The organism is Marinobacter sp. B-21, assembly GCF_056857895.1.
Genome location: NZ_JBSXNZ010000080.1, coordinates 36,611 through 61,302, shown reverse-complemented (window position 1 = coordinate 61,302; position 24,692 = coordinate 36,611). Strand labels below are relative to the sequence as shown.

The following is a 24,692-nucleotide window of genomic DNA, read 5'->3' as shown; positions in this document are numbered from 1 at the left end:
GTCTCGACATCCGGCTTGTTGGGATGTGTGTGGGTACCCGGGAAAATCTTGTTCAGTCGGCGCTGGCATCAAACGCATCATCTGTTCAGCCACCCCCCACCCTGCTAATATCGCGCCCACATTTCTGACGCACTGAACCGAACGGAACCTACCGAATGGACGTTTTCCAGGCCCTTTTCCTTGGCCTTCTCCAGGGACTGACCGAATTCCTGCCCATATCCAGCTCGGCCCATCTGATCCTGACGCCGGTTTTCTTTGGCTGGGATGATCAGGGCGTGGGCTTCGACCTGTCTGTCCATTTCGGAACCCTGCTGGCCGTAGTGCTCTATTTCCGGCAGGATGTCTTCGGCATCGCCCGAGACGGGCTGATTTCCGTTAGCCGGCGCAAGATCGTTGGCCAGGGCGCCCTGGCCTGGTACCTTATCATCGGCACCATCCCCGCGGGTCTGGCTGGCCTGGCCTTGCTGGACATGATCGACAACGAGCTGCGGGCCGTGGAAGTCATCTTCTTCACCACCCTGTCCTTCGGCCTTTTGCTGGGTATTGCCGACTGGCTACCCACACGCCAGCGCACCCTCGACAAGCTCAACTGGAAAGACGCACTTCTGGTCGGCATCGCCCAGGCCATGGCCCTGGTGCCCGGCACCTCCCGCTCCGGCGTCACCATCACCGCCGGCCTGTTCCTGGGCATGACCCGGGAAACCGCCTCCCGGTTCTCCTTCCTGCTGGCCATTCCGATTATCGTGCTGGCATCTGCCGTGAAGCTGCTGGAAGTGGCAACCTCGGATGTTGTCGTGGACTGGAGCGGTTTCCTGATCGGCGGCATCACCTCTTTCCTGATGGCCATAACCGCCATTCATTTCTTCCTGAAGTGGCTCAACACGGTTGGCATGTGGCCGTACGTGATTTACCGGGTGATTCTGGCCATCGTCATCTATGCGGTTCTGATGCGCTAAACACCCTCCTGAGGCAATAAAACCGTTCGGCGTGTTGCGCATGCCAAGGCTTTCAGGATCGTTGAGAGACAGGTACTGCTGGTGGATACCCGGGCTCACATGAATAGAATCTTGAGCCCGATCAGCACAATCACCACGCCGCCGACAAATTCCGCTTTGCCCTCAAGGAAGGTGCCACTGCGGGTACCGATATAGACTCCGGCTACACTGAAGAGCAACGTGACCACACCAATAACCAGGAAAGCCTGTAAAGGCGCAACATCCAGCAGGGTCAGGGCAAATCCGGCCGCCATGGCATCAATGCTGGTGGCAATGGCCAGCATCAACATAACCCGATGGGTGATGATTGCGATGTCCTCTTCTACCCCTTCGGAAAATGCCTCATAAATCATCTTGCCACCAACAAGCGCCAGCAGGATGAACGCAATCCAGGGCGCATAGACCTCAACCCAGCCAAGCACACCCTGACCGCCCAGGTAGCCGATCAGTGGCATCAGCCCCTGAAACACCCCAAAATACAGCCCCGCCATGACGGCGAGCGATGATGCTTTTTTCTTGTGCTTGGAACCCAAGCCAATCGACACGGCGAACGCATCCATACTCAGTGCCACGGCCAGCACCAACACTTCAATCATGCTCTTCAAGCTCCAGTTGCAGTAACGGGTAACGATCTGTCAGCAGACTTCCAGCGGCGCATAGGCCAGCACCAGCCATTTGGCGCCGTCATCAAAGTTCACCTGCACCCGTGTATGGTGCCCGGTTCCCTCTGAATTCATAACGATACCCTCGCCGAACTTCGGATGGCGCACCCTCTGCCCCAGGCTGAAGCCGGACTGCTGCGCCGAGTCCTGGGCGAACAGACTTTGGTTTGGCCGCTCAACCATGGCCGGGCGGGTGACGGTGTTGCGTAAGCGGACTTCCTGCAGGCAGCCACCCGGGATCTCCCGTACGAACCGGGACAGGGCGTTGAACTTTTCCTGGCCATACAGGCGGCGGGATTCAGCGTAAGTGAGCACCAGTTTTTTCATGGCCCGGGTAATACCCACATAGGCCAGGCGCCGTTCTTCTTCCATGCGGCCGGGTTCTTCCAGGGACATGCCGTGGGGGAACAGGCCTTCCTCCACACCGGCCAGGAACACCAGCGGAAATTCAAGGCCTTTGGCGGAGTGAAGGGTCATAAGCTGGACGCTGTCTTCATGGTCTTCGGCCTGGGATTCCCCGGCGTCCAGCGCCGCCTGGGCGATGAATTCCGCCAGGGGATCAACGCCATCCTCTACTTCATAATCAGACAGTGCGTTGACCAGTTCCTCCAGGTTTTCCACCCGGGCCTGGCCTTTCTCGCCTTTTTCGCTGGCGTGATAGTCTTTCAGTCCACTGTCTTCAATGGTCTGCTTCATCAGGCCATGCAACGACGCATCGCCTGCCATCTCAGACAACCCTTCGATGATGGCAATGAATGACTGCAGCCCGGTTTTGGCCCGGCCTTTCACCTGCCCGGCTTCCAGCAACCGTTCGGCGGACTCCCACAGGGAAATGCCCTGCTCCGTGGCGTATTCCCGAAGCTCTGCCAGGCTCTTGGCACCAATGCCCCGGGGCGGCACGTTGACCACCCGCTCGAAGGCCGCGTCATCGCGCCGGTACTGCACCAGTCGCAGGTACGCCAGCGCATTGCGGATTTCCTGGCGATCGTAGAACCGCAGGCCGCCGTAAACCCGGTAGGGAATGCCCTGGCGCATCAGGGATTCTTCCAGCACCCGGGACTGGGCGTTGGAGCGATAGAGAATCGCCGATTCACTGCGCAGGTTGCCGTCCTGTACCCAGGCGGAGATGCTGTCGGCGATGTAGTTGGCTTCGTCCTGTTCGTTGAAGGCCGCGTACAGGCTGATCGGTTCACCCTCCGGGCCGTCGGTCCACAGCTCCTTGCCCAGCCGGCCCTGGTTGTTGGCGATCACCGCGTTGGCCGCTTTCAGAATCATCTGTGTGGACCGGTAGTTCTGCTCCAGACGCACCAGCCGGGCATTGGGAAAGTCCCGCTGGTACTGCTGGATGTTCTCCACCTTGGCACCCCGCCAGCCGTAGATGGACTGATCGTCGTCCCCCACCACCGTCATTGGCACCCGATTGCTGGCGAGCACCTGTAGCCAGGCGTATTGAATGGTGTTGGTATCCTGGAACTCGTCCACCAGGATGTGCTGGAATCGGCTCTGGTAATGGGCCAGAAGCTCCGGCCGATGCAGCCAGAGCTCGTGGGAACGCAGCAGCAGCTCACCGAAATCCACCAGACCACCCTGCTGACAGAGCTTTTCGTACTGGCGGTAGATTTTCAGCATGATCGACAGGAAATGATCACCCGGATTCTCCTGGATATGATCCGCCCGCAGCCCTTCGTCCTTCTGGCTGTTGATGAACCACTGGGCCTGCTTGGGCGGCCACTTGCTCTCGTCAATCTGGTTTTCCCGCATCACCCGCTTGATCAGCCGCAGCTGGTCGTCGCTGTCCAGTACCTGGAAGTTCTCCGGCAGGCCGGCGTCTTTCCAGTGCGACCGCAACAGCCGGTGGGCAATACCATGGAAGGTTCCGAACCAGAGGCCGCGGGCAGGAATCTGCATCATCTGCTCGATGCGATACCGCATTTCCTTGGCGGCCTTGTTGGTGAAGGTCACCGCCAGGATGCCGGTGGGCGGAACCCGATCCACGGTCATCAACCAGGCGATCCTGTGGACCAGGACCCGGGTTTTGCCACTACCTGCGCCCGCTAGCACCAGCAGGTGGTCGTTTTGGGCGGTGACAGCTTCGCGCTGGGCATCGTTCAACGGATCGATGATGTGGGAGACGTCCATAAAGAATCGGTTCGCTACTGGTTAAATAAACAGGTTTGTGAGTATAACAGGAGAAAAGCGGGATTTGTGTTGGGCTTGGGTTAGCCCTCTTCTTTCGGAGGCGTAGCACGAGGGCGGGCCCCTGTTCAGGACACGCTACGAGCACATCCATGTGCGCTTGGCTGTGGCCATCCATGGCCACAGACAGTCCTGAACAGGGGCCCGCCCCCGTACTTATCTTGCTTGGGAGAAAGCTTTTCTATCAGAAACCTCTGGGGACCGTCTGAGCTTCTACAAACTCAAATAGCCCTTCAAGGCCGCCCTCCCGGCCGATGCCGGACGCCTTCATGCCACCGAACGGCGCTTCCGGCGTCGGGCCGGTGCCGGTGTTCCAGCCGCAGTGGCCGAAACGGAGGCCGGCGGCAACACGCTGGGCGCGCTCGGCATCGCTGGTGAACACATAGGATGCCAGGCCGAACTCCGTATCGTTACCGGCTTCGATGACCTCTTCTTCCGTGCGGAACAGGGCCATGGGCACCAGCGGGCCGAAGGTTTCTTCCCGATAGCAAAGCATATCCCGGTTCACGCCATGCACCACCGTGGGCGGGAAGAACAGACTCTCGTCGAGTTCGCCGGGCTGCTTGCCTGCAACCAGTTTCGCGCCTTTGTCGAGAGCATCTTCCAGGTGACGCTTCACTTTGTCGAAGCCGGCCTGGTTGATCAGCGGGCCGAGATCGACATCACCGTTGATGCCATCACCCACGGTCATCCTGTTCACGCGCTCAGCAAGCTTCTGGCCAAAGGCATCGGCCACTTTCTCGTGCACGAAGATGCGGTTGGCACAGACGCAGGTCTGGCCGCCGCCACGAAATTTGTTGGCGATCAGGTTATCGGCGGCGGCGTCCAGATCGGCGTCGTCAAAGACAATAAACGGCGCGTTGCCACCCAGTTCCAGAGCCAGCTTCTTGACCTGATCGGCGGTATCGAGGATCAGCTTGCGACCCACTTCGGTGGAGCCGGTGAAGCTGAGCATGGGCACGTCCGGGCTTTCGCACAGCACCTTGCCGATCACGCTGGCCTTGCCCATCACGAGGTTAACCATGCCATCGGGCAAATCGGTGTGTTTGTCCATCAGGGTGAACAGGGCAATCATGGTCAGCGGGGTTTCGCTGGCCGGTTTGATCACCGACGGGCAGCCTGCTGCCAGGGCTGCAGAGAGTTTCTTGGCGATCATGCCGATGGGAAAGTTCCAGGGCGTGATCAGGCCGGTAACACCAATCGGCCGGTAGTGGACGGTCCAGGTGCAGTCTTTCGGCTTTTCCGGGATGGTGTGGGCATCCAGGGCCTGGATGTGCTTCGAGCAGTAATCGAAGAAGCCTGCGGCGTAATCCACTTCGCCCTGGGCTTCCTGCAGCGGTTTGCCGTGCTCCATGCACAGAATCCGACCAACCTCTTCCTTATTGGCCTTGAGCGCATCCCGGATGTCTTCCAGCCATTTTCGGCGGGTTTCGATCGGGTAGGGACTGGTCAGTTTCAGGGCCGACTTGCCGGCGGCCACGGCCGCCAGAATGTCCTGCTCCGGCATTGACGGCACTTGCGCGATGACTTTACCGGTGGCGGGATTGTAGACATCAAAGGTGTTGCCGTCGGCGTTGTCTGTCCAGCGACCGCCAATGTAGCCAGTCATCTTTTTCAACAGGGGTGACTCGATCATCTTGGCTCCTTTTCGGTAGTTGGCGGCGTCCCTTACGGGACGGCATTGCGTCAGTAGCTTAGGTCTTTCATAGTGAGTGTTGTAGCGCAGCCTGTAAAGTCAAGGGCGGACTATTGATCATCCTCCGACTGTGCCTATACTCGGAGAACCAGACATTCAGGAGGCCGGACAATGAAAGCATTTTTCCATCCCGCACAGGACCAGCACATTCCACAGACTTACTTTACCCGGGGCCAGATGCGTCAGCCCCAGGAAGTGCCGGATCGTACCGGGCAGATGCTGGATGGCCTGAAGGAGATGGGCGTGTCAGTGCTTCAGCCGGCGGATCAGGGCGCCGGCCCAATCTCGAAGGTTCACGATCTGGGTTACCTCCGCTTTCTGGAATCCGCCCATCGTCGCTGGAAACAGATGGATGACTGGGGCGACGAGGTCATCTCCAATATATTCGTCCGCGCTCCCAATCACCTGACCGGCATTCTCGCCGAAGCAGCCCGTTACCAGGCCGATGGCAGCTGTCCGATTGGCGAGCATACCTGGCATGCCGCCTACTGGTCCGCCCAAAGTGCCCTCGGAGCGGCCGATGCCCTGATTGCGGGTGATCGTACCTCCTACGCCGTGTGTCGCCCACCCGGCCATCACGCGCGGAGGGATGCCGCAGGCGGCTTCTGCTACCTGAACAATGCCGCCATTGCCGCCGAGCACATGAAAACCCGGTTCCCGAAGATCGTGATTCTCGATACCGACATGCACCACGGCCAAGGCATTCAGGAGATCTTCTACGATCGCAGCGACGTGCTCTATATCTCGATCCACGGCGACCCCACCAATTTCTATCCGGTGGTCACCGGCTTCGGGACCGAGCGGGGCGAAGGCGAAGGCTTCGGTTACAACATCAATATGCCAATGCCCCACGGTTCATCCGAGGACGATTTCTTTGCGAAGCTGGACGAAGCCCTGACCGCCATCAAACTGTTCCAGCCGGATGCCCTGATCCTCGCCCTTGGCTTTGATATCTACAAGAACGACCCCCAGGCCAAGGTATCTGTGTCGTCAGAAGGCTTCTGCAAGCTCAGTACCCACGTGCGAAAGCTGGGGCTGCCGACGCTGGTGGTTCAGGAAGGGGGCTATGATCTGGACACGCTCAGCGAGAATGTCCAGCAGTTCTTCAAAGGCCTGGAGGGCTGAAATTTCAGACGGCGGGCGCGTAAACCTTCACGTTTTCGTGCCCTTCGGCTTTCAGGTGCCCCGCGTGCATGCGGCTCATGGTGCCGCGATCGCAGTACAGCAGATACTGTCGATTCCCCGGCAGGTCCGCCATCTGCCGGTTAAGTTCGTAGAACGGAATCTGCAGGATTTCATTGCTGGTCAGTTCCAGGGGTGCCTGCTCCCCCTCTGAGGGATGGCGCACGTCGATAATCACGTCATCCACTGCCGGCGTCTGCACCAGCTCGACCTCCTCCGGCGTAACGGTCGTTTCCAGCAGGCGGTTTACCGGGGTTTCCTCCCGGGCGTCAATGGCATTCGCCAGAACGGCCGCGTTCATCTGGGCTTCATCTTCTTCCACCCGGTGCAGTTTGGCGCGGGTTGCAGGCTTCCGGGAGATAACGCCGCAGTATTCCGGCATGGTGCGGGCGTAGGATTCGGTGCCAATTTCCCGGGCAATCCGGATGATGGATTCCTTGTCCATGGACACCAGCGGGCGCAGGACCACTTCGTCAGTGGCACGGTCCACTACATTCAGATTGCTCAGGGTCTGACTGGACACCTGGGCCACGGCATCGCCGGTCACCAGGCCAATGGCATTGTTCTTCCGGGCAATCTCGGCTGCGGCCACCAGCATCTGCCGCTTCAGTACCACACCCCAGTGTCGCTGGCTGACCGAACGCATGATCTCGGCCACCACACCCTCAAACGGCACGGCGATAAACTTGGCGCTGTGGGAGGCGCCGTAGCGGTCCCAGAGGTAATGCACCACCTGGCGCACGCCAACTTCGTGGGCGGTACCACCCAGACTGAAAAACAGAAAGTGATTGCGAAGCCCCCGCCGCATCATCAGGTAGGCCGCGACCGAGGAGTCGTAACCACCCGAGATCAGGGTCAGAACGTTCTCGACACTGCCCAGCGGGTAGCCACCCAGGCCCCGATGCTTGCGGTGGGCAATATGGAACTGATCGCCCTGAACTTCGATGCGCACCTCAACCTGGGGTGACTTCAGATCAACCCCGGTGGCGCCGGATGCCTGCATGAGTGCAGCGCCGACCATCCGCTCCAGGTCAATGGAGCGGAAGCTGTGCTCGCCATGGCGACGGGCCCTGACTGCGAAGGTCTTGCCATTCAGGCGCCCGGAGAAGGCCTCAACGGCCTTTTCGGCAACATCCTCAAGGCTGACAAGCGGAAACGCCCCGATTTCCTGGATGGTGGAGATGCCCGGAATGCGCAGAAGCGCTTCAACTACCGGGCCGGACAGACGGCGACCATCCGGCACCTCCACGTCGACCCGGTCCCAGCTGCCTTCCACCCGGATTTCCGGATCCACCCGGACAAGGAGCTTGCGTATGTTCTGCCTCAGATGACGCATCTGTTGGCGGCGGACGGGCTTGCTTTTGATGGCTACTTCCGGGGCGGGACGAATCAACAGTTTCATAAATCGGAATTTTGTCGGGTGGCGTATGAAAGGGAAAGCGCTTAGTGTACCGTTTTGACTCCGTGCCTCAAAATCAGGCATTGCCGCAACATTCAGGAGCTTCACCGTTAATGCAGGAAATGACCATCAATGCCCTGGTCTCCCCCGAGGGCAGCCTTGAAATTCTTTCCAATCACGAGGTCAACCGGCTCAAGGACCGCAGCGAAGGCGGCCTGTATCGCTTGTTCCGCCAGTGCGCACTGGCGGTTCTGAACACCGGCATAGAAACCGATGACTGCAAGGCCCTGATGGAATCCCATGCGGAGTTTGACGTCCGGCTGGTACCGCAACCACGTGGCCTGAAGCTGGAGCTGATCAATGCCCCTGCCCACGCCTTTGTCGACGGCCAGATGCTCAGGGCAATCCGGGAGCATCTGTTTTCCGTTCTGAGGGATATTATCTATTCACACTCGATCCCCCAGTCCGCCGCCGGTTTTCGCCGGGACGATCCTGAAGACCTCACCAATTACGTATTCCACATCCTGCGGAACGCCCGCGTCATGCAGGCGGGGCGGCAGCCGGATCTTGTCGTTTGCTGGGGCGGCCACTCCATCAGCCACGCGGAATACCAGTACAGCAAGGAAGTGGGCCATCAGTTGGGCCTGAGAGCCCTGAGCATCTGCACCGGTTGCGGGCCAGGCGCCATGAAGGGTCCGATGAAGGGTGCCACCATCGGCCATGCCAAGCAGCGGGTAAAAAACGGCCGCTATATTGGCATCACCGAGCCCGGGATCATTGGGGCAGAGGCGCCGAACCCCATCGTCAACGAACTGGTGATCATGCCGGACATCGAGAAACGTCTGGAGGCGTTTGTCCGCTGTGGCCACGGAGTGATTGTGTTCCCGGGCGGTGTCGGCACCGCCGAGGAAATTCTCTACCTGCTGGGCATCCTGCTGCACCCGGACAACGCCGACCTGCCCTTCCCGGTGGTGTTCACCGGCCAGCAGGAGAATGCCGAATATTTCGAGATGATCGACAAGTTCATCCGCCACGCCCTGGGCGATGAAGCGGCGAGCAAGTATGAAATCATCATCGACGATCCGGTGCGTGTGGCGCAGACCATGAAAACAGGCATGAAGGAGGTGGAAACCTTCCGGCGCGCCATGCAGGACGCCTATTATTTCAACTGGATGCTGAAAATCGACCCGGTGTTCCAGTTACCCTTCGAGCCGAATCACGACAACATGCGCGCCCTTGAGCTGCACCGGGACCAACCGGTACATCTGATTGCCGCCAATCTGCGTAAGGCTTTCAGCGGTATCGTTGCCGGGAACGTCAAGGAGGGAGGAATCCGTCAGGTTCAGGAGAAGGGACCGTTCGAAATTGCCGGCGACCCGAGCCTGATCAAGCCACTTGAAGCGATGCTGGAACAATTCGTGGCGCAGAACCGGATGAAGTTGCCGGGCTCTTCGGCCTATCGACCCAGCTATCGGATTGTCAGCGGGGCGGCCTGAGCCGCACCGCTGACGCGGCAGATGGCTTACTTGCCGCCGTCCGACGGCAGGCTGGAGAAGTATGCCGCCAGGTTTGCGATGTCCGTATCGCTCAGGGCCGCAGCCTGGCCCTGCATAATGGCCGCCTGACCACCAGAGCGTTCCTTGTTCTTGTAGGCCTTCAGTGCCGAGACAAGGTATTGCTCGTTCTGGCCCGCCAGGTTCGGATAGGTCGGGATCTGTGCCAGGCCGTTCTGGCCGTGACACGCAGCACAGACTGCCGCCTTGGCCTTGCCTGCCGCGGCGTCTGCCGCAGAAACCACAGCAGGAACTGCAGCGCTGAACGCAAAGATTCCCACAATAGCGTAGTGTTTCAGATTCATTGCCATTACCCTCTCATCATCGTTTTCGGATTTTCGACCGGCACCTTGAACCGGACGGTAAACTGACTAGCATTTATAGCACAGAGCCCCGGAACCTCAAATGTGATAGATCAAGGGCCTTCCTCCGACGTTGGTCCTCTTTACCTGTCCTGGCTATTTAGGTGACAGTACGACCGATTCCGTGCCAAGGATTATTTTCATTTTCCGGAGATACCCTCAATGTCTGTAGAGGCCCAGGAACTTGCCTGTCGCGAAGGCCACATCGGCCTGCTGACACTGAATTCACCCGGCACCCTCAATGCGCTTTCCGACAGCATGATTGAGCAGGCCCAGAGCACCCTGGACCGCTGGGCCGGGGACGACCGGATCTGCCTTGTTGTCCTGCAGGGCACCGGTAACCGGGCGTTCTGTGCCGGCGGGGATATCCGGCAGCTCTACGATGCCATCATTGATCCCACCGATCCCGAAAAGCCGGCCCGCTTCTTTACCCGCGAATACCGGCTGGATTACAGCCTTCACCGCTTCCCGAAACCGGTGGTTGGCATTGCCCAGGGCGTGGTTATGGGCGGCGGCCTTGGCCTGTTTTCCGGCTGCCGTTATCGTCTGGTTACTCCGGACATTACGCTGGCCATGCCGGAAATCGCCATTGGCCTGTTCCCGGACGTGGGCGCCAGCTGGTTTCTGAACCGGCTTCCCGGACGCCTCGGCCTGTTCATGGGATTGACCGGCGCTCGCCTGAATGCCACGGACACCCTCCGCGTCGGCCTCGCCGATCTGGCAATCCGGCCGGAGGACCGTGACAACCTGATGGCGCGGCTACAGGAAGAACGCTGGACCGGCAAGGCCGCCGCCAATGACAACCGCCTGTTCCGGCTGCTCAGCCGGGTCCAGACCCCCGATTACCGGGCGCTGCCGGTCAGCCAGTTGGAGCAGCATGAGCAATACATCGCCCGGCTGAGTTCCGGCGACGAACTGCCGGAGATCGTCGATCAGCTGTTGTCGGCAGAGGTCGGCAGTGAGTGGTGGAATACCTGTATGAAAACCCTCAGGACTGGCTGCCCGGTGTCGGCATGGCTGGTGTGGACACAGCTGAAGAAGGCCCAGCAGATGTCACTCAGGGATATTTTCCGGATGGAGCTGGCGATGGCATCGGAGTGCACCCGCAGACCTGATCTGAAAGAGGGCATCCGGGCCCTGGCCATCGACAAGGACCGCAACCCACGGTGGTCCTATGAGCGGATTGCCGATGTGCCCGAGGAGGTGGTTGCGGCCCATTTCATGCCGGAATGGAACGATGAAACCGATCCGATGGGGCTGGAATAGTCCTGCGGGACATCGACTAGAGCGTAGCGCCCGCCTGTACCAGCAGCATCTCCAGATCCCGGTTGTTGGTGGCGCGGGCAATGTCCAGCGCCGTCTTGCCGCTGTCAGCCCGGTAATTCACATCGGCGCCGGCGGCCACCAGCATTTCAGCCGTCAGCAAATCACCCCTGGCGACAATCTTCATGAGCAGGGATTCTCCACCCTGGCTGACATTGACATTGGCACCGGCCGACAGCAACACCTTGACCACAGACAGATGCCCGTTCTCAGCGGCGCGCATCACCGGGGTATAGCCCTCACGATCGCTGGTGTTCACATTGGCACCGGCCGACAGCAACAACTGTACACGCCTTTTTTCGCCATTACCGGCGGCTGAAACCAGAAGCACATCGGCCTCGGCCAGGGCCTGCTGGGTGAGATTTACCGGCTGGCTTTGGGAAGCGCAGGCAGATAAAAAAGTGAACAGCGTGAGCAAAATCAGCAAAGAGCGGGGAGAGCCGGTTCCCTTGGCCATAACAAACAATCTCGGTGGAAGGATAGGTGCGCCTATTCTGGGCAGCCAACGCCGGGAATTAAATCGAGCGGTTCACAACTCCGGCCCGTTTTCCATAAGATCGTGAACCAGTTGCCGCAAACGGTCTTCGCCATCCTTTTGCCCCCGGCAAAGCTTCTCAGCCTGAAGTGAGGACCATGGCCGGCCCTGGAGTACCGCCCGACACCACAAGGCCAGTGGCTCCTGATCTGCCAGCCACGCCATGATCCCCGGTGTCCGGCTCAGTTTCCGCAACACCGGGACGGTCATCTGGAATCCCCGATGACCGTTGGCGAAGTTGTGCAAATCCCGCAGGTCGTCGTTATCGGGCGGCGGCCCCGGTGGCAGATCGGCGCTGATGCCGGCGAGCAACCGCGGTTCAAACTCCGGCCAGTTTGCCGGCACCAGCGTCAGCCAGTGCCCTCCCAGCCGCTGACGGATACGCTCCGCCAATTCCGAGCCTGCCGGGCTGGTACCCCGGATCATCTGCAAGGGGTATTCACCGCTTGACGCCTCCTGCTGCAGGCCCGCCCGCACCACCTGCAAGCCACAACTCTGCCAGAAGGCCAGCAGATCGGTGCTACCACCAAAACTGGTGCCGAGATAATCCCGTCCCTGCTCGCTGGCAAAAGCCTTTGCTGCCTCAACCAGACGGTTCCCGATACCCAGCCGCCTCGACTCGTCCGATACCGCGATACGGACCACCCGGAGACACCCCAGAGAGGCTGCTTCCGGATAACCGCTATGACTGGCCAGTGACTGGGGCAACAGATGGCCGCGGATACGACGGGTACCGAGGCTGACCTGTTCCGCCAGTGCCGGCTCAAGCCCGCCTTCCAGTGCACACCAGAGCACGCCCACCGTCTGGTCGCCAATTCGTGCCCGCCAACTGCGGGCCGCCGGGTCGTCCAGCCATTGCCGGAGATCGGCCGGGGCAGTCCGGTAATGGGCATCCACCAGCAGGCCGAAGGCATCAGACAGCTCCGGATCATGTGCCTCTGCCGGCTGCCACGGCTGAATGATCAGTTCGTCCGAACTGGCAGCAGGACCTGGGGATTTACCACCACCGTCCGCCGCCAGCATGAACAATTCTGAGACCAGGGCTTCCAGCGGATCGCCCTGGGCCCAGCGCACCGGCTCGGTCAGGCTGAGGGATTGCCAGTGGGGCGCTGACTGCTCCAGCACCTGACGGAAACGTATGGAAAACCCCCTTCCTGCCCCCTCATAGCCGTGAACCGTGGTGGAAAACGCCACCCGGGGCCAGCCCAGGAGAACGGCCTTGAGCAGGGGGGCGGGAATGGCGGCGGCCTCATCCACCATGACCACCTCGGCCTCCGGGCGCGAGGCCAGCAGTTCCCGGATCGGGAGGTACCTGAGGCGCCCTCCGCCGCGGGTCGTCAGTTCCCCGGATCTGGCGCTGGCCAGTTGATCCCCCAGTGCTTCGCGGGCATGTCGAAACAGGGTTTCCACGCTCTGTTCCGACGGGGCAGAAACAAGGATGTCCTGTCTGCCGTGTTGCAGCAGTTGCGCCGCTGCCATACCCAGGGCCGCGGATTTACCCCGACCCCGGTCCGCAGTCACGATCACCGGTCGGCGTCGGCGGCCGAGGCCAAAGCGAACCAGACGCTGGATCAGTTGTTCCTGATCGGGCGTGGTTTTAATGGTAAAGGCAGTCTCCGGAATGGTTAGAGAGGGTAAAAGCGAGGAGGACGCACCGTCCGGCGTGATTCGGATCGCCGCCTCGTGATTCCTCAGAATTCTGGCCATGCGGGCAGCAAAGATGTGCCCGCCCTCATGGTCCAGGCCAGTTCTGGAATAGTCCGGATCTGCAAATTGGCGCCACTGCTCAAGGGGCGGCATCAGCCAGAACAGCAAACCGCCCGCGGTAAGTGCTCCGGAAAGCGCGGCGAAGGCATCCGGCGGATTGCCCTGCCAGCCGTCCCAGACAATCACCGGGAGTTCACGGCCCAGCCATTTCCGGGCCGCTGATGGTGCAAGCCGGGGCAGGCGATTGTCGGGAGTGTCCGCAGCCGGACCGGTCCAGACGCCGGTCTGGAAGTCCAGGCCTGGCAGCAAGCCGGCCAGCCACCGGATCGCGGCATCACGGGTGCCTTCCAGCAAAACAAGCCGGCGTTCGCCGCGGGCAGCGAGGCTTTGCTGGAGGTTGCGCCAGGCTTTTGTGCACGGCGCGGTGTTGATGCCGGTATGGCTCATCAGCTGAGGTCAGTGCCCTGGGTCTTGAGGTCGTCGAGGGCGCACTTTTCCAGGGCGGCCTGGTGGGTGGCCCGCAGGCGCACTCTTGGTGCGCAGCCGGCGTCGAAGGCTTCCTGCCAGCGGGCGGCGCACAGGCACCAGCTGTCTCCGGCTTTGAGGCCTTCGAAGCCGAATTCGGGTCTGGGGGTGCTGAGGTCGTTGCCACGGGCTTTGGAGAATTCGAGGAATTCGTCGGTTACTACGGCGCAGACGGCGTGGAGGCCGAAGTCATCTGGGCCTACGTTGCAGCAGCCATCACGGTAGAAGCCGGTGATCGGGTCTTTGCCGCAGGTTTCCAGTTTTTCGCCTAGTACGTTTATGGATTCTGACATTTGCATCTTTATCTGGGCCTTCTAACTTTGGAGTTAGCGGGACATTGGGGGCAGCCAGTTGGTGAGGGGCCTTCCAAAACACGCTCCTTGCGGCACATCCCTGTGGCGCTTGGGCTCCGCCATCCATGGCTCCGCACAGTTTTGGAAGGCCCCTCACCAACTGGCTGTCATACCTGGGAGTTAACGTCCTCACACCTCGAACTTTGTCAATTATGCGGTAGCGGTATCCGCTCTACCAGCAGCCCGTTACAATACCGGCCATGCCGACCGAATCCCAAATCCCTGATACCCCCAACCTTCCGGATTATCTCACCGATGAGCAGCGGGCGATTATTACTGCCGGCTATGAACATGCGGTGATCACCGCCGTGGCCGGGAGCGGCAAGACGTCGACGCTGGCGTGGCGGATACGATATCTGCTTGAACAGGGGCATGACCCGGACCGGATGCTGGTGTTGATGTTCAATCGCAGTGCCCGGGTGGATTTCGAGCGGAAGTTGCAGGAGGTGGGCGGTCAGAGCGGGCTGGCGTTGCCGGAGATCCGGACCTATCACGCCATGGGGCTGCGTTTGTACAGGCGGTTTGTCCGGGAGGGGTACCTGCCGGGGTTTTCGGAGAAGATCCTGACGGATCAGGAGATCAGTTTTCAGGCTTGGCAGCTGACGCGGCGGCTGGCGCCGGAGGATCTGGCGGACGAGATCCGGCGGAGCAAGAAGGATTTTGTGGAGACGGCGACGGGCTTTATTGACCTGGTGAAGACGACGCTGTCGCCGGCGGAGGTTGTGTTTGAGGAGTTGGGGTATTCGGACAAGCACCGGTATCTGATTGATCTGTTCCACAGCTTCGAGCAGTGGCGTAAGGGCCAGGGGCGGATCAGTTATGCGGATATGCTGTATGAGCCGGTGATGGCGATCCATCAGAATCCGCCGTTGCAGCGGCTGGTGGGCAACAAGATGGATCTGATTCTGGTGGATGAGTACCAGGACACCAATGAGGTCCAGCATCTGTTGCTGCGCTATGTGGCCGGGGACCGGGCCCGGGTGACGGTGGTGGGGGATCCGGACCAGACGATTTACGAGTTCCGGGGCGCCAGGCCGGAGTTTATTCTCAAGCGCTTCAGCGATGAGTTCGAGAGCCCGCTGGAGCAGACGCTGAGTTACACCTTCCGCTACGGTCACCGGGTGGCCCTGCTGGCGAATCATCTGATCTGTCACAACACCGGTCGCAAGGATGTGCTGTGCCATTCCCACCCGTCCACGCCTCAGACGGAGATTACCCTGCACCGGGTGGAGAGCGATGCCGATACGGTGTTGCAGATTCTGCAAAACCAGACCGAGCCGGCTTTGGCAGGCTCCGCCATTCTGTTCCGGGTGTGGAGCCAGAGTGTGCCGATCGAGCTGAAGCTGCTGGCACAGCGGATTCCCTACCGGATTGATGCCGGCAAGGGCGCCCTGTTCAGCCGGGAGGTGCAGGCCATTACTGCGCTGTTGATGGTGGTGACCGGGAAGCTCGAAAACCTTCCGGACGAAGACCGGCTGGAGCAGGCCCGGCAGTTGTTGCGGTTTCCCCATATTGGCCTGAAAGAGCCGGAGCTGGAGCAGCTGGCGCGGTTTCTTTCGGGCTTTTCCAGCGGCTGGCACGAGCGGTTGCTGGCGATGGATTTTGACGCCCTGGCGCCGATGGCGGCGCGCAAACTGCGGAAACTGGGCGAAGTACTCGCGCAGCTGCGCAGTTACGGCGGGCCGGTGGCGGGGCTGATCAGCGTCTACGCCGAACATACGGACCTCTATGAGGGTATCCGGAGCCTGGCGCTGACCCATGAAGGTGCCGAGGAACGGATCGATACTATCCAGGGTTTCCGGCAGTACCTGAAAAGTCTGGACGTAACCGCCGAGGGCGCCCTGGCGCACCTGAAGGCCCTGAAGCAACAGGCCGGCGCGAAACAGCAAGATGGTGTTCTGTTGTCTACCATTCACCGCACCAAGGGGCTGGAATGGCCCACGGTGATCATTCCCGGCCTGCAGGAAAAGTACCTGCCCTACAGCCCGCGGCCCCAGGACGATGCCCGAGGGTTTCTGGAAAGTGAGCGGCGACTGCTGTACGTGGCCATGACCCGTACCCGCCAGCACCTTCACCTGATCACCCGGCCTGCCAGCGCACAACCGCACCTGGACGGCGATCAGGGCCCCAGCCGGTTTGTGGGGGAGTGCTGTTTCGAGCTGGCCGGGGAATTCGGGCGATGGCTCGATGAGCGCAGCCCGGCCGGAACCGGCACTATCCGGCTGACCGCCCCTCTTACGCCGGTCAGCCAGCGCTATGCCACCCGGGAGAACGTCACTCTGGAAGGTCAGGCCGCACAATCGGCGAGTTCGACGGAACCGCTCTGGCACCACAGGCGCCTGAGCCACGCGATTTTTGGCACCGGCTCCGTGGTTGCCGAGGATGAAAGCTCGTTTGAGGTGCATTTCGACAATGGTGAAACCCTGAATTTCAGCAAGAAAAGTGCGCACCTGTATTTCACTGCTCTGGTCTGAACCGACTTCCGGCACGTAAACGTCAGCCAGGTACAGTTGCTGACGTAACAACTTGTATCATTATTTTGTCTTTTTTGGCCTACTGGCCTAAATTCCGAGTATACAAGCACTTTTCATGGGAAAGTGTGGTACCACAACGACAATGAACAGGAGGTTCTGCATGAACATCATGCGTCCGGTTACCGTGGCCGCCCTGGCCACTGTTCTGGCAACCCCGGCCCTGGCCGATCGCCAGGAAACCGTCTACATCAACCCGTTTGCCGGCTTTCAGCTGTTTGACGACAAGCGTGATCTGAGCGAAACCGGCACTTTGGGTGTCGGCGTGGAATACCGCTTCCAGCCCCACTGGTCCGTGGAAGCGCTGTACTCCAGAGCCGATGCTGACCGCAAGTACGTACCCGGCGAGTCGGAGTTTGAGGAAGTACGGGTGGATGGCACCTATTACTTTGCAGGTCCGGACGAAGCCTGGAACCCGTATGTGTCCCTCGGTGCCGGCTATGCAGATTTCGGCACTGATACAAGCGGCGTACGAACGGCCGGCAGCAATCACGATGAAACCCGGGTCAACGTGGGTACCGGTTTCCGCTACAACGTCAGTGACACGGTTTCTTTGCGCGGAGACCTCCGTGAGTTCCACGGCATTGATGAAAGTACCTTCGATACCCAGGTTTCTCTGGGGATCAGCTTTGCCTTTACCCGGACCATTGCCCAGGCAGCTCCTGAACCCGTGGATTCCGACGGTGACGGTGTTCCCGATTCCCGGGATCAGTGCCCGGGCACGCCCGCAGGCACGACCGTTGACAGCACCGGCTGTGAACCGGATGCCGATCGCGATGGCGTTGTCGATAGTCGCGACGATTGCCCGAACACGCCTCCCGGTGCCGAGGTGGACAGCCGTGGTTGCGAACTGGACAGTGATAACGACGGCATCGTCAACAGCCAGGACCTGTGCCCGAACACTGCCGCCGGCGCCGAAGTTGACGAGACCGGTTGTGAGGGTGTCGTCGAGACTATCGAGACCTTCACCATCGAAGTACAGTTCCCGACCAACAGCTCTGTTATCGGTAATGCCTTCGATTCAGAGATCCGCCGGGTGGCCGATTTCCTGAAGGCAAACCCTGAAACCATCGTGGAAATTGCCGGCCATTCCGACAGCCGCGGTACTGCCGACTACAACCGTGCGCTTTCCCAGCGCCGGGCTGAAGCCGTTGCCGGCCGCCTGACCGGACCTCTGGGTGTTGATCCGTCCCGGGTAAACGCCGTAGGTTATGGTGAAGAGGCCCCGATCGCTTCCAACGACACTGTGGATGGCCGTGCCGCTAACCGTCGGGTAGAGGCGCGTATTCAGATTCGCCGTTAAGTACCGGTCGAAATCTTAGTGGATGGAAAAGGCGCCTGCATGAACGGGCCTACGTGTATTTCAGGGAAGGCTGTGTTGAACGGGTGGAGTACCGGGAACCCTGACGGCATCGATCAGCAGGTTGCGGGGTGTCAGTGCCCGTTCACAGAAATGGCCCAGCCGTACCCGATAGCCCTGCTCTTCCAGGAAAATCGCGTAATCCAGAACTACCCACAGTTCCAGCGGGCGCCGGAACAGATGCCGCACCAGATCATGGCGGCGAACCTGCGCCAGGCGCTGCGCACCAAGGTCCAGCCAGGCATCAAAATCCGTATTCCCGGGCAAAGCCAGCTGTTTCCTGTCCGCCGCCCAGCGGCAGAAGGCCGCAAACCCTTCGTTCATCAGCCGGGCCGGATGGGAAGGCACCGGGAGATATTCGTCGCACCCTCGCAGGTGGCGCTGCAAGCCATCAAAACCCAGGCGCCACTGGCTCACCAGCCGGGTCTGTTCACGCACTCGTGCCGGAGCCGTGACGGTTTCCTGAACCGCCAGCCGCAAGTCAATCCGGCTCGGTTGAAGCAGCGTGTCATGGCCGGTCGCTCGCTCCGAAAGCGGTCGATAAAGGTCTTCGCCGGTCAGATGGTAGCAGCAGGGTGACACGCTCAACCTGGGCAGCCCCATTTCGCTGCCTCGGCGCAGTAACTGCCGGTGCAGATCCCCACACGCATGCAGGGCAACGCCGTGGAGATTGTCTGGAAGCGTGAGTTCCGAAGCCATGACATCCTGGCATGAGATCGACACCGGGTCCCCGAACTGCCGGGCCAGGCGATTGCCGTCGCGGACCAGTTCCGGATTCCATTCGTAACCCTGTGTCCCAGGGCAAAACGGTGCCAGTGTCCGTGACAGATGCCCCTTGCCGCAGCACCAGTCAAGGGCCGGATATTCCAGAGGCGCCAGTGAGGCTGCAAAGGCGCCGGACTGGAGCCGCTTTCGACCCGGCATATCGGTTGCCCGGACTTCCGGAAGAGTCGCTTCTGCCACCTTGTCCCCGGAGGGCGAGAGCTGCGGCACCTGGACCAGTTCGGCATAACCTGTCAGCGACGGCACAAACCGGGATGCCTGCCTCGCCAGTTCATCCGGGGCCTCATCCAGATGTTCGCAGTCGCTATCAGAAAGCCCCGCCACCATGGCGGCCAGTTCCGGATAACGCCGGGTCCAGGCCGGTTCCGGATTCATGAACGGGGCCGGTTGCCAGAACTCGCGGTGCTGCAACAGCCAGTCGTTCAGCTGTTGCCATCGCTGGTAAAAAGATGCCGCGCCGTGGTGTAAACTCGCCGCCGGAGGTAACGTCATGCAACTGGCCTTTGTACTTGTTGAACCCAAGGTTCCGGAAAATGTCGGAGCGGCCGCCCGGGCCCTTTGCACCATGGGCTTCGGCGAGCTCTGGCTGGTCAACTCCGACCTGCACACCCGGCCGGAGGCCCACTGGCTGGCCCATGGCAGCGATCATATCCTGGACAGTGCGCGCATTTTCCCCGATCTGGCCGCGGTAAGAAACTCCGTGGACCTGCTGATGGGCACCTCCGCCAAGCCAAGGCACCAGCGGCGGGACTGGCACGCGCCCGCGCAACTGCGGGAGCTTCTGGCCAGCAAGGGCACCTCTGTTGCCCGGGCCGCACTGGTGTTTGGCCGTGAGGACCGGGGGCTGTCCAATGAGGAACTGGCGCTCTGCGACCTGCTGACCGGCATTCCCATGAAGGTGGCCTACCCCTCCCTGAACCTCGCCCAGTCGGTGATGCTCTATGCCTGGGAAATGTCGGGGCTTTCCGAGGCCTATGGTGTCCAGCACGAACACGCCGAAGAAAGCCGTCTCGGTGCGCTCAGGAGCCGGCTTGAGTCGTTACTGCCGAAGCTGGACACGCCGCCTGAGGGAAAACTGTCCCACTGGGTTTTCGAACGGCTGCCGTTGTTGTCCGATCGGGATATCGGGTTTGTTCATACGCTGTGCTCTAACGTCGAGCGCGCGCTTGGCTCTCAGGCGCGCTCAGCTTCTGAGAAGAAGCCAGCCGGATAAGCCCTCCCGGGCCTTTTGCGCGCACCGATTTATTGAAACTACTCCTGGAATCTTCCTGGGCGGAAGGCATCCAGACAGATGGCTGGTTCCTCGCCCTCGATTACCTGGGCGATGACATCTGCACTGCCGGCGGACAGGGTCCAACCGAACGTGCCGTGGCCGGTGTTGAGGTAGAGGTTGTCTCGGGGACCTCGTCCAATGATCGCCGGGCCGTCCGGCGTCATGGGGCGAAAGCCGGTCCAGGTTTCTGCGGCGTCGAGGTCGGCGCAGCCGGGGAACCGGGATTCGACCGACTTTCTGATAGTTGCCAGTCGGGCTTCGGGAATATCCCGGTTGAAATCGGCCAGCTCGACAAAGCCGGTGGCGCGTAAACGATTCCCCAGACGGGTGGACACCACTTTGTAGTTGTCGTCATGAATGGTGGAGGCCGGGCCTCGTTCCGGGTCTTTCAACGGAACCGTCAGGCTGTAACCTTTCACCGGATAGATGGGCAGTTCCAGGCCCATGGGCTGAACCAGATGATTGGACCAGCATCCGGCGCTGATCACAACGGCATCCGCTTCCAGGGTTTCCATACCCCCATCGCTTGTCCTGACTGAAACTGCACTGACCTTGTGGTCATCGGCGATCAGCTTTTCCGCTTCCACGTTGTAGCGAACGACCACCCCCTTTTCCTCACAGGCTTTCGCCAGCTCCCGGGCGAACAGGTGGCAATCGCCGGTGCCATCGGTGTCGTAGCTCAGGGCGCCGTAGAGGGGGCCGTTGCCGGCCATGCCGGGTTCCGCTTCACGGACCTGCTCGGGAGTAAGCAAACGGGATGGGATGCCCAGCTCGTTCAGCAAATCGTGGGTGGCCCGGTAGCCTTCCAGTGCCTCCGGCGTACTGGCCAGGTGCAGCAGACCCTGGTGGGCGCCGTCGAACGCCAGACCGAGCTCCCTCTCCAGTGTCAGAAAACGTTCACGGCTGTGGATACCGAGGCGTAGCATGGCGCGCCGGTTCAGCCCGAACAGCCCCGGAGACCAGGCGTAACGAAGGGTGGCGAACAGGAATCTGAGTGTTTCCACCGAAGGTGGCACCCGCAGTTTCAGGGGGCCATCCTGCTTGAATAGCCAGGGCAGCGCCTTGAATACCATGGCGGGATCTGCCCAGGGGTAGACCACACCGTAGGAACGCTGGGCCGCGTTGCCCTTGCTGGTTTCGTTTCCCGCAATGCTGTGGCGCTCCAGTACCGTAACCTTGTGACCCCGGCGATTCAGCTCATAGGCGGTGGTCATTCCCACTACGCCGCCACCGACAACAACAATGTGCATGTGCCTCTCCGTCTTGTTTACTTCACGCCGTTTTTGGCCAACAGGCGGCGGTATTCGTCCAGCACGCCCTCGTCTTCTTTCGGGTATTCCGGAGCCAGCCGCTGCAACTGTTCCGCCAGCACGGCTGCAACGACGGCCCGGGCCTGGGGTTTCCTGTCACCGGGCACGATGAACCAAGGCGCTTTCCCGGTGTGGGTCGCGGCCATGGCTTCTTCGGCAAAGGCCTCGTATTGGCCCCGCTTCTCCCAGCCATCGATATCCGACTTATCGAACTTCCAGCGTTTGCGGGGTTTGTCGAGACGTTTTAGAAGCCGTTGGCGATGCTCGTCTTCGGACAGGTTGAGCCAGATTTTGATCAGCGTGGTGCCCTCCTCCACCAGGTGGCCCTCGAAGTTCCGGATGGAGTGGTACCGGTTCTGCCAGTTGTAGCTTTCCGGCTCGTGAACCGGCCACACCCTTTCGGCGATGACCGCCTCGTGATGGCTACGATTGAACGCCACCATCTCGCCGAAGCCCGGTAAAAATGGCATTACCCGCCAGAGAAAATCATGGCGGGTTTCCGCGCCCTGGGGCCGGCTGAACGACCAGGCGTGAAAACCGGCAGGATCCGCGTAGGTTGCCAGTGTACGGATCAGGCTGTCCTTGCCACTGGTGTCGGGGCCGTGTGCAACCAGTAGTAAGGCCCTTGCCCGATTGGCCCACAACCGGCGCTGGTATTCACCAATCTGCTCCAGGCTGGTTTCCAGCGCGGGAAGGTTCTCGCCATCATCCAATAGCGTCGGGTAATCCCGGAACCTGGGTTTGTTGGCGTCAAAAAGAAAGGAACGGGCAAACGCCGATAACGTCATCAAGATGCTCCGTGGAACTCCCTATCAATCTAATGCAGGCCGGCAATCGTACAAGCTGGTAAACTTGCGTGAGCCAATTCTCAGAATAGCAGCCTTAGCACCGGTTGTGATGGAGTGTAGTGCCCGGTAATGAGTAAAAAACGTCGTGAGATTCCCGTATTTGGTCACCCGATCATCGAGACCCACTGCCATCTGGATTATCTCAGGGAACGCCCCCTGGAGGAGACCCTGGAGCAGACGCAACAGGTCAACATCGAGAAAGTGATCACCATTGCCGTGTCCCCGGACAACCTTGCCCGTGTTCGTGAGCTCAGCCAGATTGCCGCCTGGGTCTATGGCACGCAAGGCATTCATCCCCATGACGCCGAAAGCTATTCTGATGAGGTGGAGGCCGAAATCCGCGCCCATGCCGGTGACGAGAAAATCGTGGCGATTGGTGAAATCGGACTGGATTACTTCTATGACAACGCCGACCGGGAAGTTCAGCGCCAGGTGTTCCGGCGCCAGCTTCAGATTGCCTGCGATACCGACCGCCCTGTGGTCATTCACAGCCGGGAGGCAGACGAGGACACCATCGCCATCCTCAGTGAGTTCGAGGCCAGCCTCAAACGCCGTGGCGTGATTCACAGCTTTACCTCCGGGCCAGGCCTGGCACGATACGCGCTGGATCAGGGCTGGTGCCTCGGTTTCAACGGCATCACCACCTTCAACAAGGCGGAAAACGTGCGAGACATTGTCCGCATGGCGCCCCTGGATCAGATCCTGCTGGAAACCGACTCACCGTTTCTCACCCCGGTCCCTTACCGTGGCAAAGAAAACGCGCCTTTTTACCTGCCGTTTGTCGCGGAAAAAATCGCAGAGGTGAAACACCTGCCGCTGGATGACGTGATTACCCGGACCTACAAAAACAGCCTGCAGACGTTTTTCCCCGGACAATGATCAAACGCATTCCTATCTCGGCATTGAAGGTCGGCATGTACATCAGCGACCTGAACAATGACTGGATTCCTCATAACACCCAGCGCAAGCGCGGCGTGATCAAAAAGGAGGAAACCATTGAGAAAATCCGCCGGATGGGGGTGCAGTTTGTCTATATCGACGCCTCTAAAGGTGCCGACACCCAGGACTCCGAAACCGCCTCCGAAGTGGATCGCCGAAACGAATCCGCCCTCCAGCGTGCGGGCGAGCAGGCGCCGGGTCTGCGTCCGCATGTTCCGCTTACTGAAGAAATTGTGATTGCCCGGAAAATTCACAGCCAGGCCCAGGGGCTGGTGGGCGATTTCATGAATAACGTCAAGATGAGCGCCGCCATCGACATTGCCCCGATCCACCAGTTGGCGGATGAACTCCAGCGTTCGGTTTTTCGGAATGCCAACGCCCTGAGCTGTCTCGGTCGCATTCGGGAGAAGGACAATTACCTCCTGGAACACTCGGTCAATCTGAGTGTTCTGATGTCACTGTTCGGAAATTACCGTGGCCTGCCAGCCGACGTTCTGCACCAGACCATTGTTGGCGCGCTGCTCCACGACCTGGGCAAGATCCTCACGCCAGATGAGATACTGCATAAACCCGGGCGCCTGACCCCTGAAGAATTCGAGGTCATGAAACTGCACGCACGGCATTCACGGGATATTCTCGCCGCCACCGAGGGCATTGGCGAACTGACTGTCATAACCGCCGCCCAGCATCATGAACGTATTGACGGCACTGGCTATCCCGAAGGACTGAAGGATAGTGAAATCTCGGAATATGGTCGAATGGTCGCCATCAGCGATGTCTATGACGCCATTACCGCTGACCGGGTCTACCATAAGGGCATGACGCCAACCCAGGGCATGAAGAAGCTTCTGGAGTGGAGCGGCGACCACCTGGATCCCGAGCTGGTAAAGCAGTTCATCCGCTGCATCGGTCTCTATCCGGTGGGCTCTATGGTGCTTCTGGAAAGTGGCCGTCTGGGCGTGGTGGTGGAAACCAGCGAAAGTGACCAGAGGCTGCCGACCGTCAGGGTTATGTTCCACACCAGGTTCCGTATGCCGATCCCCGTTGAAACCATTGACCTCGCCAAACCCGGTATCCAGGACCGCATACTGCGGTCTGTCGACCCGGACGAATATAAGATTGATATCCGGAAATTTCTTGTCTGACCACCGTTTAAATCC

20 protein-coding genes are annotated in these 24,692 nt (G+C 60.2%); 9 read left to right on the top strand and 11 right to left on the bottom strand.

The annotated features are described in order from the left end of the window. Positions 1–155 precede the first annotated feature (155 nt). Positions 156–956 (top strand): undecaprenyl-diphosphate phosphatase, encoded by an 801-nt coding sequence (locus AC13C0_RS13165; RefSeq protein ID WP_117618701.1) that lies wholly within the window; start codon positions 156–158, stop codon positions 954–956. Positions 957–1,051: 95 nt separating this feature from the next. On the opposite strand, the gene AC13C0_RS13160 is transcribed toward AC13C0_RS13165, so the two are convergent. The 3 genes from AC13C0_RS13160 to AC13C0_RS13150 all read right to left on the bottom strand — a co-directional run bounded on the left by AC13C0_RS13160 (position 1,052) and on the right by AC13C0_RS13150 (position 5,489). Then, complete coding sequence (locus AC13C0_RS13160) at positions 1,052–1,591, bottom strand: manganese efflux pump MntP (RefSeq protein ID WP_482954531.1); 540 nt, start codon at positions 1,589–1,591, stop codon at positions 1,052–1,054. Positions 1,592–1,630: 39 nt separating this feature from the next. Next, entirely contained in the window at positions 1,631–3,796 is a 2,166-nt protein-coding gene (gene uvrD / locus AC13C0_RS13155) for a DNA helicase II (RefSeq protein WP_482954530.1), read from the bottom strand. Between the two features lie 241 nt (positions 3,797–4,037). After that, entirely contained in the window at positions 4,038–5,489 is a 1,452-nt protein-coding gene (locus AC13C0_RS13150) for an NAD-dependent succinate-semialdehyde dehydrogenase (protein ID WP_117618704.1), read from the bottom strand. Positions 5,490–5,660: 171 nt separating this feature from the next. Between AC13C0_RS13150 and AC13C0_RS13145 the strand changes: the two genes are divergently transcribed. Further along, on the top strand, positions 5,661–6,674 hold the full coding sequence (locus tag AC13C0_RS13145) for a histone deacetylase family protein (RefSeq protein ID WP_117618705.1): 1,014 nt from the start codon (positions 5,661–5,663) through the stop codon (positions 6,672–6,674). A gap of 4 nt (positions 6,675–6,678) precedes the next feature. Here AC13C0_RS13145 and thiI read toward each other — a convergent pair whose 3' ends face one another. After that, positions 6,679–8,133 (bottom strand): tRNA uracil 4-sulfurtransferase ThiI, encoded by a 1,455-nt coding sequence (gene thiI, locus AC13C0_RS13140; protein ID WP_482954529.1) that lies wholly within the window; start codon positions 8,131–8,133, stop codon positions 6,679–6,681. Positions 8,134–8,243: 110 nt separating this feature from the next. Here thiI and ppnN point away from each other — a divergent pair, with 110 nt between their 5' ends. Further along, complete coding sequence (ppnN, locus tag AC13C0_RS13135) at positions 8,244–9,626, top strand: nucleotide 5'-monophosphate nucleosidase PpnN (protein WP_482954528.1); 1,383 nt, start codon at positions 8,244–8,246, stop codon at positions 9,624–9,626. 26 nt (positions 9,627–9,652) lie between these two features. On the opposite strand, the gene AC13C0_RS13130 is transcribed toward ppnN, so the two are convergent. After that, complete coding sequence (locus AC13C0_RS13130; RefSeq protein WP_482954543.1) at positions 9,653–9,988, bottom strand: c-type cytochrome; 336 nt, start codon at positions 9,986–9,988, stop codon at positions 9,653–9,655. Positions 9,989–10,207: 219 nt separating this feature from the next. Here AC13C0_RS13130 and AC13C0_RS13125 point away from each other — a divergent pair, with 219 nt between their 5' ends. Continuing rightward, positions 10,208–11,311 carry an enoyl-CoA hydratase/isomerase family protein gene (locus tag AC13C0_RS13125; RefSeq protein WP_482954527.1) on the top strand — a complete coding sequence of 368 codons (1,104 nt, stop codon included), beginning with the start codon at positions 10,208–10,210 and terminating at the stop codon, positions 11,309–11,311. A 16-nt stretch (positions 11,312–11,327) separates the two neighbouring features. On the opposite strand, the gene AC13C0_RS13120 is transcribed toward AC13C0_RS13125, so the two are convergent. From AC13C0_RS13120 to AC13C0_RS13110, 3 genes are all read right to left on the bottom strand, one after another. Further along, on the bottom strand, positions 11,328–11,825 hold the full coding sequence (locus AC13C0_RS13120; protein ID WP_341580801.1) for an ankyrin repeat domain-containing protein: 498 nt from the start codon (positions 11,823–11,825) through the stop codon (positions 11,328–11,330). Between the two features lie 72 nt (positions 11,826–11,897). Continuing rightward, entirely contained in the window at positions 11,898–14,057 is a 2,160-nt protein-coding gene (locus AC13C0_RS13115) for a tRNA(Met) cytidine acetyltransferase TmcA (RefSeq protein WP_341580802.1), read from the bottom strand. After that, on the bottom strand, positions 14,057–14,428 hold the full coding sequence (locus AC13C0_RS13110; RefSeq protein ID WP_227539263.1) for a DUF2237 family protein: 372 nt from the start codon (positions 14,426–14,428) through the stop codon (positions 14,057–14,059). Before AC13C0_RS13110 ends, AC13C0_RS13115 begins: the two co-directional genes overlap by 1 nt. 260 nt (positions 14,429–14,688) lie before the next feature. On the opposite strand from AC13C0_RS13110, the gene AC13C0_RS13105 reads away from it, so the two are divergent. Both AC13C0_RS13105 and AC13C0_RS13100 read left to right on the top strand, forming a co-directional pair. After that, the gene (locus AC13C0_RS13105) at positions 14,689–16,962 is read left to right on the top strand and encodes an ATP-dependent helicase (RefSeq protein WP_482954526.1); all 2,274 of its coding nucleotides are present in this window, start codon (positions 14,689–14,691) and stop codon (positions 16,960–16,962) included. 160 nt (positions 16,963–17,122) lie between these two features. Continuing rightward, complete coding sequence (locus AC13C0_RS13100) at positions 17,123–18,322, top strand: OmpA family protein (RefSeq protein WP_117618713.1); 1,200 nt, start codon at positions 17,123–17,125, stop codon at positions 18,320–18,322. A 60-nt stretch (positions 18,323–18,382) separates the two neighbouring features. On the opposite strand, the gene AC13C0_RS13095 is transcribed toward AC13C0_RS13100, so the two are convergent. Continuing rightward, entirely contained in the window at positions 18,383–19,654 is a 1,272-nt protein-coding gene (locus AC13C0_RS13095; protein WP_482954525.1) for a methyltransferase, read from the bottom strand. Here AC13C0_RS13095 and AC13C0_RS13090 point away from each other — a divergent pair. After that, positions 19,653–20,375, top strand: coding sequence for a tRNA/rRNA methyltransferase (locus AC13C0_RS13090; RefSeq protein WP_117618715.1), 723 nt, complete (start codon positions 19,653–19,655; stop codon positions 20,373–20,375). The genes AC13C0_RS13095 and AC13C0_RS13090 overlap by 2 nt on opposite strands. A gap of 38 nt (positions 20,376–20,413) precedes the next feature. Here the strand turns inward: AC13C0_RS13090 and AC13C0_RS13085 are convergent, their stop codons facing one another. After that, positions 20,414–21,685 (bottom strand): D-amino acid dehydrogenase, encoded by a 1,272-nt coding sequence (locus AC13C0_RS13085; RefSeq protein ID WP_117618716.1) that lies wholly within the window; start codon positions 21,683–21,685, stop codon positions 20,414–20,416. A 17-nt stretch (positions 21,686–21,702) separates the two neighbouring features. Then, the gene (locus AC13C0_RS13080) at positions 21,703–22,533 is read right to left on the bottom strand and encodes a polyphosphate kinase 2 family protein (RefSeq protein ID WP_117618717.1); all 831 of its coding nucleotides are present in this window, start codon (positions 22,531–22,533) and stop codon (positions 21,703–21,705) included. Between the two features lie 129 nt (positions 22,534–22,662). Between AC13C0_RS13080 and AC13C0_RS13075 the strand changes: the two genes are divergently transcribed. Both AC13C0_RS13075 and AC13C0_RS13070 read left to right on the top strand, forming a co-directional pair. Continuing rightward, positions 22,663–23,472, top strand: coding sequence for a TatD family hydrolase (locus AC13C0_RS13075; RefSeq protein ID WP_117618718.1), 810 nt, complete (start codon positions 22,663–22,665; stop codon positions 23,470–23,472). Beyond that, on the top strand, positions 23,469–24,677 hold the full coding sequence (locus tag AC13C0_RS13070) for a cyclic di-GMP phosphodiesterase (RefSeq protein ID WP_117618719.1): 1,209 nt from the start codon (positions 23,469–23,471) through the stop codon (positions 24,675–24,677). Before AC13C0_RS13075 ends, AC13C0_RS13070 begins: the two co-directional genes overlap by 4 nt. Positions 24,678–24,692: the final 15 nt, after the last annotated feature.